The organism is Niallia circulans NBRC 13626 (assembly GCF_001591585.1).
Lineage (GTDB): Bacteria > Bacillota > Bacilli > Bacillales > Cytobacillaceae > Niallia > Niallia circulans.
Genome location: NZ_BCVE01000015.1, coordinates 28,513 through 48,590, shown reverse-complemented (window position 1 = coordinate 48,590; position 20,078 = coordinate 28,513). Strand labels below are relative to the sequence as shown.

The 20,078-nt window shown below is 36.5% G+C and carries 15 protein-coding genes; 8 read left to right on the top strand and 7 right to left on the bottom strand.

The window, feature by feature from the left end; translation table 11 throughout:
• The first annotated feature begins 68 nt into the window (after positions 1 to 68).
• Entirely contained in the window at positions 69 to 1,331 is a 1,263-nt protein-coding gene (locus tag BCI01S_RS16990) for an MFS transporter (protein ID WP_061800326.1), read from the top strand.
• A 30-nt stretch (positions 1,332 to 1,361) separates the two neighbouring features.
• Here the strand turns inward: BCI01S_RS16990 and BCI01S_RS16985 are convergent, their stop codons facing one another.
• From BCI01S_RS16985 to BCI01S_RS16965, 5 genes are all read right to left on the bottom strand, one after another.
• Positions 1,362 to 2,021, bottom strand: a complete 660-nt coding sequence (locus BCI01S_RS16985; RefSeq protein WP_235844532.1) for a YitT family protein — start codon at positions 2,019 to 2,021, stop codon at positions 1,362 to 1,364.
• A 224-nt stretch (positions 2,022 to 2,245) separates the two neighbouring features.
• The gene (locus BCI01S_RS16980) at positions 2,246 to 3,040 is read right to left on the bottom strand and encodes an ATP-binding cassette domain-containing protein (protein WP_061800257.1); all 795 of its coding nucleotides are present in this window, start codon (positions 3,038 to 3,040) and stop codon (positions 2,246 to 2,248) included.
• Positions 3,041 to 3,059: 19 nt separating this feature from the next.
• Positions 3,060 to 3,842 (bottom strand): aliphatic sulfonate ABC transporter permease SsuC, encoded by a 783-nt coding sequence (gene ssuC, locus BCI01S_RS16975; RefSeq protein ID WP_061800256.1) that lies wholly within the window; start codon positions 3,840 to 3,842, stop codon positions 3,060 to 3,062.
• On the bottom strand, positions 3,839 to 4,834 hold the full coding sequence (locus tag BCI01S_RS16970; protein ID WP_061800254.1) for a sulfonate ABC transporter substrate-binding protein: 996 nt from the start codon (positions 4,832 to 4,834) through the stop codon (positions 3,839 to 3,841). Before BCI01S_RS16970 ends, ssuC begins: the two co-directional genes overlap by 4 nt.
• 425 nt (positions 4,835 to 5,259) lie before the next feature.
• Positions 5,260 to 6,720: a spore germination protein gene (locus BCI01S_RS16965; RefSeq protein WP_047941429.1), complete on the bottom strand. Its 1,461-nt coding sequence runs from the start codon at positions 6,718 to 6,720 to the stop codon at positions 5,260 to 5,262.
• Between the two features lie 355 nt (positions 6,721 to 7,075).
• On the opposite strand from BCI01S_RS16965, the gene BCI01S_RS16960 reads away from it, so the two are divergent.
• The 7 genes from BCI01S_RS16960 (at position 7,076) to BCI01S_RS16930 (ending at position 16,256) form a co-directional block, all read left to right on the top strand.
• Positions 7,076 to 8,047: a LacI family DNA-binding transcriptional regulator gene (locus BCI01S_RS16960; RefSeq protein WP_047941430.1), complete on the top strand. Its 972-nt coding sequence runs from the start codon at positions 7,076 to 7,078 to the stop codon at positions 8,045 to 8,047.
• 241 nt (positions 8,048 to 8,288) lie between these two features.
• Positions 8,289 to 9,278: an ABC transporter permease gene (locus tag BCI01S_RS16955; protein ID WP_047941431.1), complete on the top strand. Its 990-nt coding sequence runs from the start codon at positions 8,289 to 8,291 to the stop codon at positions 9,276 to 9,278.
• A gap of 44 nt (positions 9,279 to 9,322) precedes the next feature.
• Entirely contained in the window at positions 9,323 to 10,174 is an 852-nt protein-coding gene (locus BCI01S_RS16950; RefSeq protein ID WP_047941616.1) for a carbohydrate ABC transporter permease, read from the top strand.
• Between the two features lie 30 nt (positions 10,175 to 10,204).
• Positions 10,205 to 11,821, top strand: coding sequence for an ABC transporter substrate-binding protein (locus BCI01S_RS16945; protein ID WP_061800252.1), 1,617 nt, complete (start codon positions 10,205 to 10,207; stop codon positions 11,819 to 11,821).
• Positions 11,822 to 11,840: 19 nt separating this feature from the next.
• Positions 11,841 to 13,298 (top strand): glycoside hydrolase family 32 protein, encoded by a 1,458-nt coding sequence (locus tag BCI01S_RS16940; protein ID WP_156485451.1) that lies wholly within the window; start codon positions 11,841 to 11,843, stop codon positions 13,296 to 13,298.
• A 94-nt stretch (positions 13,299 to 13,392) separates the two neighbouring features.
• Entirely contained in the window at positions 13,393 to 14,361 is a 969-nt protein-coding gene (locus BCI01S_RS16935; protein ID WP_061800248.1) for a carbohydrate kinase family protein, read from the top strand.
• A 35-nt stretch (positions 14,362 to 14,396) separates the two neighbouring features.
• Entirely contained in the window at positions 14,397 to 16,256 is a 1,860-nt protein-coding gene (locus tag BCI01S_RS16930; protein ID WP_082810083.1) for a glycoside hydrolase family 32 protein, read from the top strand.
• A 239-nt stretch (positions 16,257 to 16,495) separates the two neighbouring features.
• Here the strand turns inward: BCI01S_RS16930 and levB are convergent, their stop codons facing one another.
• Positions 16,496 to 18,064 (bottom strand): glycoside hydrolase family 32 protein, encoded by a 1,569-nt coding sequence (levB, locus tag BCI01S_RS16925; RefSeq protein ID WP_061800243.1) that lies wholly within the window; start codon positions 18,062 to 18,064, stop codon positions 16,496 to 16,498.
• 535 nt (positions 18,065 to 18,599) lie between these two features.
• Positions 18,600 to 20,066 (bottom strand): levansucrase, encoded by a 1,467-nt coding sequence (gene sacB / locus BCI01S_RS16920; RefSeq protein WP_061800239.1) that lies wholly within the window; start codon positions 20,064 to 20,066, stop codon positions 18,600 to 18,602.
• Positions 20,067 to 20,078 lie beyond the last annotated feature (12 nt).

Below are 20,078 nucleotides of genomic sequence, written 5' to 3'. Positions count from 1 at the left end.
ATAAAAGTAATGGATTATGCTGTACAGTAACGGAGGTAGTATTTGTGGAAAAGAAAAAAAATACAAAAATGACTGCAGTAGCGATTGGTTCTATCCCGCTTATCATGACACTAGGAAATTCCATGTTAATACCAATACTGCCAAAAATGCAATCGGAAATTAATCTTTCTGCTTTTCAAGCTAGTATGACGATAACGGTTTTTTCTGTAGTTGCCGCTTTCTTTATTCCTATTTTAGGCTATTTATCGGATCGTTTTACACGAAAATCCGTTATTCTTCCTGCTTTGTTTTTATATGGCGTTGGAGGTATATTAGCTGGATTTGCTGCGGCGAAATTTTCCCATGCTTATACATGGATCTTAGTAGGACGGTCTTTACAAGGGATAGGTGCTGCTGGAACCGCACCGATAGCAATGGCATTAACGGCCGATTTATATAAAGGAGCGAAAGAAAGTAGGATATTGGGACTTGTGGAAGCATCCAATGGATTTGGGAAAGTGCTTTCTCCTATACTAGGTTCTGCCATTGCCTTAATTGTTTGGTATGGCGTATTTTTTGCTTTTCCAATGGTTGTATTAATTTCTATTATCTTGTCATGGATATTCATTAGAGAGAAAGAACATAGTAAAAAGCCTCCATCTCCAAGCAAATATATAAAAGGGTTAGTAAGTGTTTTTAAACATGAAGGAAAATGGTTATTTACGGCATACTTAGCAGGGGCAACCTGTTTATTTACGCTCTTCGGTATTCTTTTCTATTTATCAGATACATTAGAGAAAACGCATAAAATTGATGGAATTATCAAGGGGTTAATACTAGCAATTCCCTTATTAATAATGTGTACAACATCCTATATTACAGGAAGTAAAATAGGAAAAAATCAAAAATTAATGAAAAAGTTAATCGTCCTTGGTTTTATTTTTGTCACTGCATCTTATGCAAGCTTAAGTTTATTTAAGGGCCTTGTTCCTTTTATAGCAGTCCTTGCAGTCAGCAGTGTTGGAACTGGTTTGATTTTGCCGTGTATTAATAGTTTTATTACAGGTGCTGTTGGCCAAGAAAGAAGGGGGTTCGTTACTTCTTTATATGGTTCTGTGCGGTTCCTGGGAGTTGCAATCGGACCGCCAATTTTCGGAAGGCTGATGGATTGGTCCCGTTTAGGTATGTTTTTATCAATAGCTGGATTTACTTGTCTAGTTGGTCTTCTTGCCCTGTTATTAATCAAAGGAGAGGATAACAAACAGCAGCAGGGAGAAAAAGGGAAGAAAGACAAAAAAGAAGAGGATACGAAAGAAGTCATTCCTTTTTTAGAGCCTATTGATGGAAGATGATAAGGATGTTTGGGATTATCCCGAACATCCTTATTTTTTCCGCCAGGCAAACGCAGGACCAGAGATGGGTAGACGAATTCTTAAATTATAGAGATAGGCAACAATTTTTGTAGAGAACCATTGACAGATGAGGGCTTGTATCACAATTTGCCAATCGATAATATAAGCAGTGATGACAAATATTACCCCATTTATCCAAAATAATGGTTTACCAGGATTAATATTTCTATATTTGGAGATGATTAAGGCAATAACTCCGATTCCACCATTCGAAACACCTTGCCTTAAGAGAATGCCAATTCCTGTACCTAGTACTAAGGATCCAATAAGCATATCTATCCAGACATTGGAAAAGGGTGTACTGAAATAGGTTTGGGAAAGATTAACGGCTATAGAAGTGATCGTAATTCCAAATAATGTTCCAACTGCACTGCTGCCGCCTAAGAAATGGATGGCAAAAAGGAGCATAGAAGAATTGATCATCCAAAGAATAATACTTAGGGGGATGTTGAAAAAATAATGGAAGAGAACAGTTAAACCGCCAGCTCCCCCAGAAGGGATAGAATTTGGAAAAAGGAATATACCCATTGCACATCCTTGAATAATTGCACCAAGCAAAATGAAGGAGTATTGTCTACATATTCTTCTAAATCGATAAGGTGAATAAGCTACCGGCTTTTTTTTTCTCAAAAAAATCATCCCTCATTTAATATGCATGTCCACTATAATAACAAGTGTATGCAGAAACATGAAAAGGAATGACCTTTATTATAGGAATTGGGAGTCTTTCTTTCAAGGGACTGTTCGCTTAACACATCCTCAGTGATGGGGGTATTAGGTTTGTTTTGTTACCACGCTAAATAAGAAAAGAAGAAGACCAGACAAAAAAAGTCAGCCTCCTCCACTAATCCTCATTAATTTAGCTTTGGGATCGTTTTTAATGCTAGGTTTCGTTCCTCCTCAATCATTCGATGAGACTTTTCGTCGGTTGGATGGAGGATTTTTTTCAATATATCGTTAACTAAAGAGGCAAAAGCAGCATGATTTCGCTGGCGTGACCTTTCTAGAGTAATTGGTATATCTTGAGCAATGACGCCATCCTGAAGAACAATGACTCGATCAGCAAGCGCTACAGCCTCTTCGACATCATGCGTTACTAATAAGGAGGTGAATCCGTGGGTCATTTGAATATTTTCAATCATAGATTGCATTTCTAGACGGGTAAGAGCATCTAATGCTCCAAGGGGTTCATCGAGTAACAGCAGTCTTGGTTTATGCATAAGCGACCGAGCTAATGCTACACGCTGCTTCTGTCCGCCAGAAAGATTTGCTGGCCATTCATCTTTCTTGTCTTCTAATCCAACATCACGCAAAACCTGAATGGCTTCCTCCCGGCGATTCCCTTTTAGTCCTAATTTTACATTATCTAATACGCGTTTCCATGGAAGTAAGCGCCCATCCTGGAACATCATGCATGCTTCCCTGTTTAAACTATTTAAAGGTTTTCCGTCGATGAGTATTTCGCCTTTAGTTGGTTTTTCTAACCCTGACAGTAAGCGAAGTAACGTGCTTTTTCCACAGCCGCTCTTTCCGACAATTGCAAGGAACTCGCCTAGATTTATTTTAAGATTTAGAGATTTTAAGACTTTGGTATCATTATAGCTTTTTTCGAGATTTTTTATTTCTAGATATATTTTTTCTTTCCTCATCTTCCAATCCTCCTTTACTTTAGGAATGTTTGTGGTAGCTAGGATGCCATTTAAGCCATCGTGTTTCCATAAAACGAGCGATTACATCGGAAAGTTTTCCAAGTAATGCATACAGGAGAATACTTAATACAATTACATCCATCCTCATAAATTCTCTTGCATTCATTGCCATATAACCAATCCCAGAAGTAGAGGATATTGTTTCCGCAACAATTAAAGTAATCCACATGATTCCTAATGAAAATCGTAAACCTACAAGAATGGAAGAAAGAGCGCCTGGAAATATAACATTTAGGAAAAGAGAAAAGCCATTTAGCCCATACATTTTTCCCATTTCGATTAATCCTTTATCAACAGATTTAATACCATGATAAGTATTAAGATAGATGGGGAATAAAACCCCTAAAGCTACAAGAAATACTTTGGCTTCTTCTCCAATCCCAAACCAAAGAATGACTAATGGTATTAGAGCTAAATGGGGAATATTTCGTAACATTTGAATAGAGGTGTCAAGTAATAGCTCTGTAAATCGGAATAAGCCGTTTAATAAACCTAATACAAATCCAATCGTACCACCGATCAGAAATCCAATAGACGCTCTCCATAAACTAATCCATACATGATGGGTTAATTCTCCCGTTTGAAAGAGATTGATGGCAGCCACATAGACATCCGATGGAGCGGGAAGTATTCGCGAGGAAATAATCCCTGCTTTAATAATCCATTGCCAGCTAATTAGCAATAAAATAGGAATACCCCACGGCAATATTTTTTTTATGAAGTAGAGAGATGTTTTCTTCACTGTTCCTCATCCTTTAAATCAATTGTATAGACGTTTTCATTCACCTTTATTTTCTTCGGGATAAGTTGGAGGTTATAAAAGGTATCTGCAATTTCTTGCTGTTCTTTTATAATCGATGCACTTATTTCTTCTACTCCATACACTCTTCTTTCCACAGCCATGTTCATAGAGGCTTCATCAATACCCAAAATAGAGGAAAGCATTTTTGTTAAATCTTCCGGATGCTCATTTGCCCACTGACATGATTTTTGTATTTCTTTCATCACTACTTTAATAATCTCTTTGTTTTCCTGAAGAAAGTCAGAGGAAGCTAGAAAGAAATCGCGGTCACTAGTTAGACCTTTTCCATTTACTAATAGTGTTGCATCAGCTTGTAACTGTGTATCTGCGGTAAAAGGATCCCATATAACCCAAGCGTCAATTTCCTTTTTTTCAAAAGCAATTCTTGCGTCTCCAGGCGATAAGTAAGCAGGTTCTATGTCACTATAGTTTAAACCAGCTTTTTTTAATGCTTTTACTAATAAATAATGGGAACTACTTCCTTTGGCAAAACCGATTTTTTTTCCTTTCAGGTCTGCTAATGTCTTGATGGAAGAATCATTCTTCACTAAAATGCCAGAACCTTCAAACTTTGATTTTCCTGCAGCAACATACTGTAAGGTAGAATCAGAAGCTTGAGCAAAGATTGGAGGAGAATCACCTGACCGACCAAAATCTATACTTCCGGCATTTAATGCTTCAAGTAAAGCTGGGCCTGCTTGAAATTCATACCATTCTACTTTATATCCAAGTGGCTTTAAACGTTCTTCTAAGGTACCTAGCTCCTTCAAAATAAGGAGTGGTCCATTTTTTTGATAACCAATACGGAATACCTTATCATAGCTACTATTCTCACCTGGTGGTTTTGGTAATGAACAAGCAGAAAGAAAAATGGTAGATAAAAGCAGCATACATCCTAAGATTAAAGCGACTGTTTTCTTTCTTTTTTTCATATAGAAGCATCATCTCCTCATACTCTTATTTTATTTGTCAGCTATGTTAAGGAAGCTTGTAGAAGATGATATTCTCTGCCATCAATCACTAGTTAGGCATTAACGTACATATATTTTTCTTTCTGAAAAGTTGACTGTTTCATCATTCAAACCAACCATTTTTTTAACATAGCATATCCACATATTCTGTCTGGACTTTAGTTCTTTATAAACTATGCAAAGAATACTATTAGGTACCTGTTTAGTTTTTTTAGATATAATTTCTTTTTTGTTTTATCAAATAGGGAATTTAGAATGAAGGGGAGGGAGTAGTTAACCATTTAGGAAGGATCCTCGGACAAAGAACTTTACAGCACATAAAAAAACAGCCTTAGATTACCTAAGGCAAAAAGACCATAAAAATGCAGAAATTGCTGGGATGACAATTATCGATCAGGATCATTTGGATTTAAAATACGGGGACGGCGATTCTTTAAAGGAATTGGTGTTCTGACAAGAATATCTCTCATTGCACGGTAATTGAATGGAATGAAAGGCCATAGATAGGGAACTCCAAATGATTTCGTTTTTGCAAGGAAGATAATAAACAGAGCTACCCCAACGATATATCCTGGAACTTTAAAGATAGCGGTAGAAATTAACAGCACAATCCGGACAAGTCTGTTTGCTAAACCAAGCTCATAACTAGGTGTTGCAAAAGTTCCGATGGCAGCAATGGAGAAATACAAAATGACTTCGTTTGAAAACAGCCCAACCTCTACTGCGACTTGTCCAATCATTAAGGCAGCCACAAGTCCTAATGCGGTTGCAAGCGATGTAGGTGTATGAATGGCGGCCATACGAAGCATATCCAGTCCAACTTCTATTAAAAGAAACTGAATAATTAAGGGAACCTGCCCTAATTCGTTCGGTCCCAAAAAGGATAAAGATCCAGGCAATAGGCTTGGTTCTATACTCACTAAATACCACAAAGGTAATAAGAAAAGGGAAGCAAACACACCTAGGTAGCGAACAAAGCGTAAATAGGCACCTACAAGCGGATTGTTTCGATATTCTTCAGCATGCTGTAAATGATGCCAGAAAGTGACGGGGGTGATCATGGCAGACGGCGAGCCATCTACAAAAATACATATATGCCCTTCAAAAAGATGGATGGCCGTTGTATCAGGTCGTTCTGTATAACGTACTTTTGGGAAAGGATTCCAGTTGTTTCCTGAAATAAATTCCTCAATTGTTTTTTCTGCCATCGGTAATCCATCGGTATCAATATGGGACATCGCTTTCTTTAATTGTTCGACCATATCTGGATCTGCAATATCACCAATATAACAAATAACGATATCCGTTTTGGAACGACGCCCTACTTGCATAAATTCCATTCGCAGCGTCCGATCTCTGATTCTTCTTCTTGTCAGCGCTGTATTAAACACAATTGTTTCTACAAAGCCATCCCGGGAACCACGGACGACCCTCTCTGTATCAGGCTCTTGTGGTCCTCTGACAGGATAGGTTCTCGCATCAATCAGCAGGACTTCGTCAATACCTTCGATAAGGAGTGCTGTTGGACCTGAGAGCACATTATCGACAACCTTATTTAGATCATCAACAGTGCTGATTTCTATATAAGGTATATAGGTACTCAATAATTTCTTTAAAACATCTTTTCTTAATTCCTCTTTTTTTACTTTTGCAAGGAACTTCATGAGCAAATGTAATATATCATCTTTTACTAATCCATCTACAAGAAACATAGCCATTCGAATGCCAGCATATTCCACATCTAAATGGATTATGTCAAAGTTTTGTCCTACACCCAATTCTTCCTTAAGGTATCCAACATTCTGATCCAAATGACTGGATACTTTCTTCTTACTTATGTTTTCCATATCTCACCTCATACTAAAAACAGTTGTGGAATGATTTTTCTTTTTTATGTACTATATTTCATAATAGACATAGAGAAGGAAAAAAATACCCGCGAAGTAAAAGGTGAATTTTCATAATTAAGAGCCAAAATGAAAAGGAATGCCTTTGTAATTGAAAGTAAGGAGCGTTTGAAAAATATTTCTTTGAGTTTATAAGACTAAAAATGTGCTTGTTAGAATCTAGATTATATATACAGAAGGAATATATTGGATAGATGGAGGATGCAAAAAGAGCAAGTTTATGATAATATGTATGAAAACGGTTAACATATAAAGTTTAAGATGAAAATAATCTATGTTTTTTCGGGTGGTTAGCATGAAAGTAAAATTAGAAGATGTAGCAGAGTTGGCAGGTGTATCTCCAACAACGGTTTCCCGTGTTTTGAATAATCGGGGATATATAAGTGAAAAAACGAGAGAAAAAGTGGAACAAGCCATTAAAGATTTAAATTATTATCCTAATGATATAGCACGCTCTCTTTTTAAAAAACGGACAAATTTTATTGGCCTTATTTTGCCGACCATTAATAATCCCTTTTTTAGTGAATTAGCTTTATATATAGAGAATATATGCTCCAATCATGATTTTAAAGTTATTCTCTGTAATAGTTTAGGGCAAGTGGCAAAAGAAACTTCATATGCAGAAATGCTTATCAGGCACCAAGTTGATGGTATCATTGTTTGTTCCTATAATCGTGGAATTGAAATATATAAGAACTCTAAGCTTCCTATTGTCGCAATTGACCATTACTTATCACCGACAATTCCTGTAATAGGTTCTGATAACTATGAGGGAGGAAAATTGGCTGTTCAACATTTACTTAACCAAGGTTGTAAAGCAATTGTTCATATAAATGGACCAAGCGATTTAGAAACACCAACCCAAAATAGAAGAAAAGCCTATGAAGACCAAGTAGCTCACCCCATAACCTATGAACTAAATAGCGTTTTCGATGAGGAAGCGACTGCAGAAACAATTAAAAAGATTTTCAAAGAACACCCTGAAACGGATGGGATTTTTGCTAGTGATGATTTAATAGCATCTACTTGTTTGAAAGTAGCGAGTGAACTAGGAATTCAGATTCCTAATCAATTAAAAGTTATAGGATATGATGGCACGCAAAGTGTAAGGAGGTTGTTACCTCAATTAACAACAATTAAACAACCAATTGAGGAAATTGCGCAATCAGCTGTATTAAGATTAATGGACATTATTAATGAAGTAAATAAGGATGAAAGAATGGAAGTTATTTTACCTGTTCAATTGCTAAAGAGTGAGACGGCCTAATCTAATAGTTTCCTTTGATAAAATATAATCTAAAAAATTAGATTGTATTTTTTTAAAAATAAGTAAGTCAAGCGGTTGACACATCGATTGAAAGCGTTTAAAATCAAATATATCAAGCGGTTGACAGAAAAAAGTTTGAAAGCGGTTGATATACATAATCTGAGAAGGGAGATTTAGAAATATGTCAAGCGGTTGACATTTTAATCATTCAATATTTTTTTCAAGAAGGGGGCGAAATAAAATGTCAGTTTCAGTACCTGAAACGAAAAAAACGAATAAGAAAACTTCCCATAAAGTAGAAGGTGAATTTTTTCCTGAACAAAAAAAAGAAAATTTTATTCAATATTTCAAAAAAAATTATGCGTTGTATTTATTTTTAGTACCTGCCATTATTTTAACAATTGTATTTAAATATATCCCAATGTATGGAGCAATCATCGCTTTTAAGGATTTTAGCCCAATGAAGGGAATTATCGGCAGCGATTGGGTAGGCTTAACACACTTTAAAGATTTTTTAACTTCTCCCAATTTCAAAGAGATTTTTATGAATACGCTTAAATTAAGTTTCTATGGTTTAATACTGGGCTTTCCAGTACCCATTATTTTAGCACTTAGCCTTAATCAAGTACGGCGAGCTGCTATCAAAAAGAATATCCAATTAATATTGTATGCACCGAATTTTATATCTGTTGTTGTCATTACAGGAATGTTATTTATCTTTATGTCACCTACAGGTCCAATAAATTCACTATTATCGGTATTTAACGATAAACCAGTTTCCTTTATGACAGATCCTGAATATTTTAGATCCATTTATATTTTATCAGGAATATGGCAAGCGGCAGGTTGGTCATCGATTATTTATGTAGCAGCACTTGCAAATGTGGATCCTCAATTACATGATGCGGCGACAATCGATGGAGCAACACTATTACAGAGGATAAGGCATATTGATCTTCCTACTCTAAAACCAATCATGGCAGTGTTGTTTATTCTAGGAGCAGGTGGAATTATGGCGATTGGATTTGAAAAGGCTTACTTAATGCAAACCTCTATGAATCTGCCAACTTCAGAGATTCTGCCGACTTATGTGTATAAAGTAGGGCTGCAGGCCGGGGATTATGCCTATTCAACAGCGGTAGGTTTGTTTAATTCTGTTATTAACGTCGTTTTATTGGTATTTGTGAATTTTGTAGTGAAGAAGTTAAATGAAGGTGAAGGGTTATATTAATAAAGGGGGGATACCCATTGAAAAATCATTCCAAAACAGATAAAATGCTTCTTTTTAGTAACAAAATAATTTTAATATTACTCGTTTTAATCGTGTTATTACCGTTACTTTATATTTTATTGGCTTCCTTTTTAGACCCCAATGTGCTGCTTAGTAAAGGTTTTTCCTTAAATCCTTCTGATTGGAGTCTGGAAGGCTATAAACGGATTTTACAAGATGAATTAATGATAAAAGGATTTATCAATTCAGTCATTTATTCATTAGGCTTTACAATTGTCACTATTGTTATTACGATCTTTGCTGCATATCCACTTTCTCTTGATGGATTTAAAGGGAAGAATATAATTATGGTTTTCTTTCTCATTACGATGTTCTTTAATGGCGGGTTGATTCCTACCTATTTAATAGTAAAGGATTTAGGAATGCTAAATACCGTTTGGTCGATTATTCTGCCAGGAGCAATTAGTGTCTGGAATATTATCTTAGCACGAACCTTTTTTAAAGGGCTTCCAAAAGAGCTGTTTGAGGCAGCAAAAATTGATGGTGCTTCTGAATTGAAAATATTTCTGAAAATAGTTTTGCCTTTGTCTAAACCTATTATTTTTGTAATCGCTTTATATGCCTTTGTTGGACAATGGAATTCCTACTTTGATGCAATGATTTATTTAGAGGACCAAGAATTACATCCATTGCAGCTAGTTTTACGTTCCATTCTGATTCAAAACCAAGTTCAGCCTGGAATGATTAATGATCAATTAGCAATGGCTGAGTTAAGTAAATTAGCGGAAAAAATAAAATATGCATCTATTGTCATTTCAAGTCTACCACTTCTAATCATGTATCCATTCTTCCAAAAATACTTTGAAAAAGGTGTTATGGTAGGATCTTTAAAATAATTTAAATAAAAGCATATGGAGGGTTCATTTATGGGGAAAATCAATAAGCTTTTTTCCACTTTTATTGTTGCCGGTCTTGTTCTAACAGGCTGCAGTGGCGATAAGACAAGTAAAAGTGCTTCAACAGAAGATTTAAAACTAACTGATGTTACATTTCCTTTGAAAGAGAAAGCTACACTTCGTTTTATGACACAAAGCTCAGCTTTGGCACCAACCGACCCGAATGAAAAGCTAATTTATCAAAGATTAGAGGAACAGACAGGTGTCCATATAGATTGGAAAAACTATACGAAAGACCAATTTGTGGAGAAGCGGAATTTAGCGTTGGCAAGTGGGGAGCTGCCAGATGCCATTTTAGATGCTGCTTTCAGTGATTATGATTTACTGAAATATGCGAAGGATGGAACCATCATACCAGTTGAAGATTTAATTGATCAGTATATGCCCAATTTTAAAAAGGTGCTGGAAGAAGCTCCAGAATATAAATCGATGATTACAGCTCCAGATGGACATATATACAGTTTTCCTTGGATTGAAGAGCTTGGCAGTGGAAAGAGCCGCATTCAAGTAGTTGACTGCCTTCCTTGGATAAATGTAGAATGGCTCAATAATTTAGGGCTGGAAATGCCAACAACAACAGAAGAACTAAAAGAGGTACTTCTTGCTTTTAAAACACAAGATCCAAATGGTAATGGCGAAGCAGATGAAATACCATTATCTTTTATTGTAAATCAAGGGGGAGAGGACCCAGCCTTCTTATTTGCTTCCTTTGGTCTAGGAGATAACTGGGATCACACGGTTGTTTCCAATGAAGGGAAAGTTATTTTTACTGCAGCAGAAGAAGGATATAAAGAAGCGTTAAAATTCTTTAATGAACTAAATGATTTAGGTTTAATTGATGTAGAAGCATATGAACAAGATTGGAATAAATATGTAGCGAAAGGAAAAGATTCAAAATACGGTCTTTACTTTACATGGGATAAAGGAAATATTAGTGGCATGAACGATACTTATGATGTAATGCCACCATTAGAAGGACCAAATGGTGAAAAAAATGTGGCGCAAACTAATGGCTTTGGTCTTGATAGAGGAAGAATGGTTATCACAAGTGCGAATAAGAATTTAGAGTTAACAGCTAAATGGATTGATCAACTGTATGAACCACTGCAATCTGTTCAAGATAACTGGGGAACATATGGGGATACGAAACAGCAAAATATTTTTGAATTTGATGAGAAAGCTGGTATGTTAAAGCATCTTCCTTTAGAAGGCGCGGCACCAGTCGAAATAAGAGAAAAAACAAATATCGCAGGACCGCTGGCGATATTAGATGAGTATTACGGCGTATATACGACAAAACCAGAAGATGCTGCTTGGAGATTAGATATTTTAGAAAAAAATATGGTTCCTCATATTAAAGCTGAGAACTTTTATCCACCTGTATTTTTCTCACTAGAGGAAGCAGATGAAAAGGCAAAAATTGAAACAGATTTATTTGCTTATGTAAATAGAAAAAGAGCCGAATGGATGAGTAATGGAAAAATTGAGGAAGAATGGGAAGATTATTTGAAAGAATTAGAGAGACTCGGTCTAAGCACTTGGTTGCAAATTAAGCAAGATGGCTATGACAGAACAGTAAAACAGTAAATTAATTGGAGGCATGACATTGAAGATTACTAAACTCGAAAAATACAGACCAGCCTTGCATTTTTCTCCCCAAAAAAATTGGATGAATGATCCGAATGGGTTAGTGTTTTTCAAAGGAGAATATCATTTATTTTATCAGCATAATCCGCATGGCAGCACATGGGGGCCCATGCATTGGGGGCATGCAGTCAGCAAAGATTTAATTGTATGGGATGAATTAGAGATAGCTTTACATCCTGATGAGAATGGAACCATTTTTTCAGGCAGCATAGTTGTGGATTGGAATAATACAACAGGCTTTTTTAACGAAGAACCCGGGTTGGTGGCTATTTTTACCCATCACTCGGAGCCAGATCACGGCAAGGAGGCTGTTCAGACACAGAGTTTGGCATATAGCATAGATAAGGGAAGATCATGGATTAAATATGACGGTAATCCCGTACTTGCTCACCCTACCAATCCTGATTTTAGAGACCCTAAAGTTTTTTGGCACAAAGATACCCAAAAGTGGATGATGGCTTTAGCTACAGGACAAACAATCTCTTTCTATTCCTCTCCAAATTTGAAGGATTGGCAGTTTGAAAGTGAATTTGGAGAGAATTGCGGCTGTCACAAAGGGGTATGGGAATGTCCAGACTTATTTGAGTTACCAATAGACAATACAAATGATAAAAAATGGGTGCTTATTGTCAGTATTGGCGATAATCCTCAATATGATGAAGGATCTCGCACGCAATATTTTGTTGGCTCATTTGATGGAAAGGAATTTACGCCAGAACATGAAAATATAAAATGGCTGGACTATGGGAAGGACAACTATGCTGGGGTAAGCTTTTCTGATATTCCTGAAGCAGATGGAAGACGAATTTATTTAGGCTGGATGAGTAATTGGCGTTATGCTAATCAAGTTCCGACAGAAGGATGGAGAAGTCAGATGACTCTTCCTAGAGAGCTGGAACTGCGTGAGAAGAAGGGAGAGTATTATCTCGTCCAACATTTAGTAAGAGAATTAGAAACCTATTTTGATAGAAAAGAAGAAAGAACAGACACAATCATTACAGCCAAAGAAAGCATTGTTTTTGAAGTAGATCATGAATACACAGAGATAATCCTATCCTTCAAGAATATAAATGCAAATAAGTATGGATTAAGGATTGAACATACAGATTCACAGCATACAACTATTACTATTGATGCGAAAGAAAATGTACTGAGTCTGTCTCGTGAAAAATCTGGGGTGGTTGATTTTTCCGATATTTTTCCTAAACTGCAGCGAGTTGGTCTTGAGGATTCTTCTTCACTTGATTTACGAATAATTGTAGATTCTGCCTCCTTAGAATTATTTATCAATGGCGGAGAGCAAGCATTAACAAGTTTAATTTTCCCTGATAAAGTAAGCAAACGAATATGTTTGTTTGCAGAAGAAGGGAAAGTAAATCTAGTATATGGAAAGGTATCTGTTCCTTCCAAAAGTTGATATATAACGGAAAGCCAGAGGATTGGATAAATCTATCCTCTGGCTATTTTATACGAAACTCAATGGAAAAAAGTTAGAAAAGTGGTGTAGAGATATGATCGATGTAGCAGCATTAGGTGAAATTTTAATTGATTTTACTCCCCAAGGAGAAACTGAGCAGGGGTTTCCGATTCTTGTTGCTAATCCAGGTGGAGCCCCGGGAAATGTTCTAGTGGCTTTATCCTGTTTAGGGCTGAGAACAGAATTTATGGGGAGCGTAGGAAATGATTATTTTGGGGAATTACTCGTTGCTACCTTACAGAATAAAGGGGTGCAAACAAATGGAATTGTTTATTCCCCAATAAAAACGACACTAGCATTTGTGCATATTGATCATCAGGGGGATCGTTCATTTGATTTTTATAGACAGCCTGGTGCGGACATGATGTTATCTAAGGACGATGTGGACTTTTCATTAATAGCAGATGCTAAAATATTCCATGTAGGATCAATATCCATGACAAATGAGCCAGCAAGAGAAGCAACTTTAGTAGCATTAAATTATGCGAAAGAACAGCATAAGATTATTTCATTTGATCCAAATCTTCGTCCCTTACTATGGCAAAGCTTAGAGGAGGCAAAAGAGCAAATCGAAGCAGTCTTGCATTTTGCGGATATAGTCAAAGTTTCGGAAGAAGAATTAGCATTTTTAACGAATACAACAGATATTTTTTCAGGAGCAAAGCAGTTATTTAAAGAGTTTGATTTACGGCTGCTTTTTGTAACAGTGGGAGATAAGGGAAGCTATGCATATGGAGAGGATGGCTTAGTATTTGTCCCAGGAGCAGCTGTAAAAGCTATTGATACAACTGGATGCGGAGATGCATTTCTTGCTGGCGTGCTATATGAATTATTAAAGAGGGATTTATTGAATTTTAAAATACGCGAAGATATATTAAAGCAAATATTGAATTTCGGAAATGCGATGGGAGCATATGTGGCAACAAATAAAGGTGGAATTCCAGCCATGCCTACTCTTCACCAAATTGAAGACTTTATAGTAGTCAATAAAAAGGGAGGATAAATGGTGCTAAAAAGGAGGAGAGGAGGAGAAGCAAATTGAGACAAAGAATCTTGACAGCTGTTTTGTCTGTTGCATGGTTATTAACTGGCTGTAGTATCCATCAAATGGGAAAGGAAGAGAAAAATTTGGATGCCTTGAGACCGGATAATATGGAAGCTGCCACTTCTGATTATTATACAGAATTGTATCGACCTCAATATCACTTTTCAACCCCTTCAGGAAATTTAGCTGACCCTAATGGACTCATCTATTTTGAGGGAGAGTATCATCTGTTTCATCAAAAAAATGGTAATTGGGCACACGCAGTGAGCAGGGATTTATTACATTGGGAGCATTTGCCGATTGCGTTAGAACATGATAACCTAGGGCAAGCATTATCTGGAAGCACTGTGGTGGATTGGAATGATTCCACAGGATTTTTTGATGGGAAAGCCGGATTAGTTGCCATCTATACAAATACAGAGGGAGGAGAATCCCAAAGTATTGCTTATAGTAAAGATAATGGGAGAACATGGGAAAGATATAAAGGAAACCCGGTTATCCCCAACCCAGGAATAAAGGATTTTCGCGATCCAAAAGTATTTTGGCATGAGAGTACTAAAAAATGGATAATGGTTGTTTCGACAAATCAAAGTGTAACGTTTTATCGTTCTGATAATTTGATTGACTGGGAGTTTCAGAGTCAATTTGGGGATAAGGAGGGATCTCATGCAGCTGTATGGGAATGTCCTGATTTATTCGAATTGCCTGTAGATGGTGATGAGAATAATAAGAAATGGGTATTGCAAGTTAGTGTTGGAGATAATGAAGAAACAAATGGATCAACTGCTCAATATTTTATTGGAGAGTTTGACGGAACACAATTTATTAATGATAATGCGCCAGAAACTATTTTGACAACAGATTTTGGGCAAGACTTTTATGCAGCTCAGTCCTTTTCTGATATCCCGGAAAAAGATGGCCGCCGAATATGGTTAGGCTGGATGGCGAATTGGAGATATCCTTATCAATCGCCGACGGAAGCATGGAAGGGATCTATGTCAATTCCACGTGAACTGCATTTGAAAACAGTTAAGGATGGAAGTATTAAGTTATTTCAAGAACCGGTTAGGGAGTTAGAAAGTTTACGTGTTAATCATATTGCTATTGATCCTATGGAGGTCAATGGGGAGCAGTCAATTGCTGATTTTTCTGGTACCACTTATGAATTTGAAGCTGTGCTGGAATGGGAAAACGTAGAGGAATTCGGTATTCGCGTTCGACAATCAGAGGACGAAAATACGGTTATAGGTGTAAATACGTTAGGTAAAAAACTATTCTTAGATAGATCTCGTGCTGGATTAGAAACGTTATTGGATCGAAATGGGAATCCATTTCAATTTGGCAATAACCATACAACTACTTACCCTGTTGAGGAGAAACGAATAAAGATAAGAGGATTTGTTGATGAATCATCTGTTGAGGTGTTTATAAACGACGGGGAATATGTCTTTACGAAATTAATCTATTCCCAGCCTACGAGCAACGGAATAGAGTTATATACAAAAGGTGGTAGTATGAAGGTTGTTTCACTAGACTTTTATCCTTTATATTCAACCTGGAGAGAACGCCCAAAGGAAAATGAAGTCGAACGTATAGTAGTAAGTTCGGAATATTTAACTCTTAAAGAAGGGGAAATCAAAACTATTAAAGCGATTTTAAAGCCAGATTGGATTAAGAGCAGTTCTCCTTTTAGTTGGGACAGCGCTGAACAAGACATAATCGAAATCACGAAGTCTGATGACGAGGAGAAGGGTATTTCCATTAAAGCATTAAAGCCAGGAGTAACAAGCATACAGGTTAAGCATCCAGAAACGAAAATTGCAAAGGAAATTAGAATAAGGGTAGTAAAATAAAAGGGAATGAAAGTATTATAAAGTATGTAAGAGCACTTTTCGCAAAAAAGGAAAAGTGCTTTTATATGGATTCTAAATAGAGTGTATGGAGCATTTTGTTTACAAATAAGATTCTTACACGCAAGAAAAAATGTCATCACTCCTGGGGGAGACCATACAGTAGATATGGAAAAAGAAAGCTGGCGATTAGTGAAAAAGGATGTTCGGTTCTCTGTCTGAAGAAAGAATGCCCAAATCCATTAATCAAAGTGTGTAATCGTCATATTCTTAAAGATTGCTGTCCCGCCATCTGAATACAATGTGATGGCTTGATCATCTGCATGAGGGAATATTAAATTCGATTGCACAACCTTCCCATCATCTACAAAAACCTCGATACTACTTTTATCAACAAGGATCTTTAAATGTACTTGTGTTTGTTCAGCGGGAAAGGGTGCTGTACTTTCTGAATGTGTATTCTGCTGATCTGGATGTTTGGTCAAAGAACGATTTACATATGAGTATTTTTCTTTTATAAAGATTCCTACATTCACATATCGCTTTTGATCAGAAGATTCTCTAAGTCTTAAACCGACATTATCTAACTCTGTCCATGAGATGTCCGTCTCTAGCTGATAAATTTCTCCTGTCATCTCTAGTTGCTTTTGGCCGTTTACTTCTATTTCCTTTAGATGATCTTTTGTCTTGGCCAGCTTGTTGTATGCTTCGATTGGTTGGGAAGCTAAATAATAGGAATTTTCCCCATTATTTTTTAATTGAATTTGTCGAACAACAGAATCCATTCCGTTAAAGCCTTCTTGTAATGTTGGGGTATTGTCGGCATAATTCCAATTATTCATCCAAGCAAAAGCATATCTTTTCTTGTAATCATCACTATTGCTTCCATCCTCAAATGTTACCCCAGCATACCAATCCAAACCATAATCAAGCCATTGGGGTTCTGGATGATCAGCTGTAAAATGGTTTCCATCAAAATGACCAATCCAATAAGCATAAGTAGTGGGCTGATTCTTTGTTTTTCCATTTGCACTCGCACCAAGCACCCATTTGAAGCTCCCATCATTTGTCTGCATATAGTAAAGGTCCGGACATTCCACAATTCCTATATCATTTGTGAAGAAATCACTGAGGTATGTCCAATCTTTCAGATTAGAGGATTCATAAAAACCAATCTTTGTTCCTTCTGCCATTAGCATTATCCATTTATGATACTCTTTTGACCAAATGATTTTGGGATCACGAAAATCATTGGTTCCAGGATTTGTCATAACAGGCGTATCACTGTATGAAGTGAATGTACTGCCATTATCGAGGCTGTACCACAAGAACTGTTCTTGTTTTTGCTGATTGGCTGACGGCTGAGTGACGATTGCGATAAGTGCGCCATATCCAAATCCAGCTGTATTCTCTTTATCAACAACGACAGAACCTGACCAAGGATCTCCATTTTGATTTGTGTATTTTGGAATGGCAATTCCTTTATCCTTCCAGTGCACTAAATCTTTTGAAACAGCATGTCTCCATTCTGTGCCATTACCGTCAGGATAATCACCATTGTAAAGATAATAGTAATGATAGAAGCCATCTAAATAGATTGGTTTTTGCGGATCATTTTTCCACTTGTCAGGAGTAGTGAAATGGTATTTGGCACGATAGGATTGACCATCAGAAACAACGTTTTGTTCTTGCAGGTCTACTGTTTTAGTAAAAACCTTAGTGATTTGATGCCAAAATAAGAGGATGCCGACAAGTATAATAAGGCATGAGAGTAATAGGACTTTCTGTGTGTTCTTTGCTGGTTTCTTCAAGTAATATCACCGCGCTTATCCTGTATTTCTTGCTATTGGTAAAAGAGGGTGGGACAAAGCAAAATAAATAATGGATAAAGACGAACAATCTCTAATTTAGTGGTGAATCCAATTCGTTCCATTGCGTTACAGACACTCCCTTTCCGCGGGGAGCAATCTAAGCCTCCTCGGCAAGCCTGTGGGGTCTTAGGCTTTGCTCTATTTCCCGCAGGAGTTGAGTGTCTTCCACTCCATTTCACTCCGTGTTTAAAGAGTATTTCGTTCCAACTTTTTTTTCAAAAGAACTAAATGGAGCAGACTGAATACACGGAGACTCCTATGGGAGCTGCGAGAAAGTCCAAGACCCCGCAGGAACGAGGAGGCTTGGCGCGCGCCCCATGGAAAGCGAAGTGTATTCAGTCTGCGGGTGATTACCACATACCTTTTTTCTTCAATAAATAAAAATCCCAAACAATTATACGAATCCTTTTTAGTATGAATGTATAATTGTTCGGGTTATATTAAATTGAAATACTTTTATCCCAACCTCGTTTTTTTATTTATTTATAGTGATTTGACCTTGTTCTAAAATGCTATTTTTTACTACAGAAGTTTTATTGCCTTTAATATTTAATAAAAAGCTTGGAGCAAAAGTGGATTGATGATCTTCAAATAATCCTCTGTTTGTCATATAGCTTGTGACAACTACATTGTCACTGTTCTTTTGTGGAATCGCAAAATGAGCGTAGTTCCATGTAATATCATTTGGATCTAGATTTTGATGTAAGACAATACCTGTTTTGTTTAAAGGTTTATATGGTCCAGTAATAGAATTAGCTACATATCCTAATAGGTAAATATCTTTGTCGTTAATGCCATCAATAGTCATTTTTGAACCTCTGGAACTTGTAAATAGATACCACTTACCGTCTTTTTCAAAAATATTCGCACGTTCAATTTCATCTGTAACAGTGTTGGAAGCAATTAACGGCTTCATTTCTTTTTTTAGTGTGTAATCATCATTAATCTCAATGATTCCTAATGCACCATTTGCTAGTGTTGCTAAATTCTTTTTCGGGCTTTGTAATAACTGCTCTTTTTCTTTTCTGAAAAATTTAGTGCTGCCCCCATAATAGATTTTATTAAATAATGATTCTTCTCCTTGATAGCCATAATCTGTTCCTGTATTAGCTTCAAATACAAGATATTTATGTCCATTGTCTTCAACGTAGTGAGGATCTCTTAATGTATGGTTATCTGCATAATTTCCACCTGAAAAAGCTTGATCAACTGTTTGATATACAGATCCATCTCCACCATCATAGATGGATTTATGATCTTCCACACCATCAATTTTTAATGTATTTGCATCTAGTTTAGATACATTAACTTGGGCAGTAGTTAATGTTTGTTTTCCAAAAAATCCATGATCAGGATCCCAGCCTTGACGATTCGTATAGAATAAGCGGATTTTGCCATCAGAAGTGAAAGTTGCTGAACCAGACCATTCTTCTGCTTGATTGTTTAAAATAATATCATTGGTAGCATATTTATCGCTGTCTTTAAATACTCTTCCTGCATTTTTCCATGCATCAATGGAATTATCACCAATTTTTTTATAGAACATGTAAATAAATGTATCCCATCCTCTATCAGGATCTCCAGCTAATCCAAATACAATTTGATAGCCATTATATTCTGCAACTGTTCCATCTGCATTTTGTAACGGCCATGTATCCCAGACATCTAAATCAATTAAATTACCTTTTTCATCATAGCCCTTTGCTGAAGGGATGTTTTTAATCGTTGATTCATCAAAAGCTGGCACTTTAAATTTAGAATCGTTTTGTTGTTCCGTCATTTTTTCCATATCGAATCGAGTGATATGTGAAATATCATAAGATTCTTTGTGGTCTAACTTTTCTTTTTGCTTTGCAAAAGCTAGAGACCCACTACCTCCAAATAAAATAGCTGCACCCAATGATACGACTGTTGCTTGTTTAGCAAGCTTGTTCAATTTCATGGTTTACCTCCT

Coding starts and splice junctions, on each gene's coding strand:
- BCI01S_RS16945 (WP_061800252.1), top strand. CDS start 10,205: ATGGGGAAAATCAATAAGCTTTTTTCCACTTTTATTGTTGCCGGTCTT.
- BCI01S_RS16990 (WP_061800326.1), top strand. CDS start 69: ATGACTGCAGTAGCGATTGGTTCTATCCCGCTTATCATGACACTAGGA.
- BCI01S_RS16980 (WP_061800257.1), bottom strand. CDS start 3,040: ATGAGGAAAGAAAAAATATATCTAGAAATAAAAAATCTCGAAAAAAGC.
- sacB (WP_061800239.1), bottom strand. CDS start 20,066: ATGAAATTGAACAAGCTTGCTAAACAAGCAACAGTCGTATCATTGGGT.
- BCI01S_RS16950 (WP_047941616.1), top strand. CDS start 9,323: ATGCTTCTTTTTAGTAACAAAATAATTTTAATATTACTCGTTTTAATC.
- BCI01S_RS16960 (WP_047941430.1), top strand. CDS start 7,076: ATGAAAGTAAAATTAGAAGATGTAGCAGAGTTGGCAGGTGTATCTCCA.
- BCI01S_RS16970 (WP_061800254.1), bottom strand. CDS start 4,834: ATGAAAAAAAGAAAGAAAACAGTCGCTTTAATCTTAGGATGTATGCTG.
- BCI01S_RS16935 (WP_061800248.1), top strand. CDS start 13,393: ATGATCGATGTAGCAGCATTAGGTGAAATTTTAATTGATTTTACTCCC.
- BCI01S_RS16955 (WP_047941431.1), top strand. CDS start 8,289: ATGTCAGTTTCAGTACCTGAAACGAAAAAAACGAATAAGAAAACTTCC.
- BCI01S_RS16965 (WP_047941429.1), bottom strand. CDS start 6,720: ATGGAAAACATAAGTAAGAAGAAAGTATCCAGTCATTTGGATCAGAAT.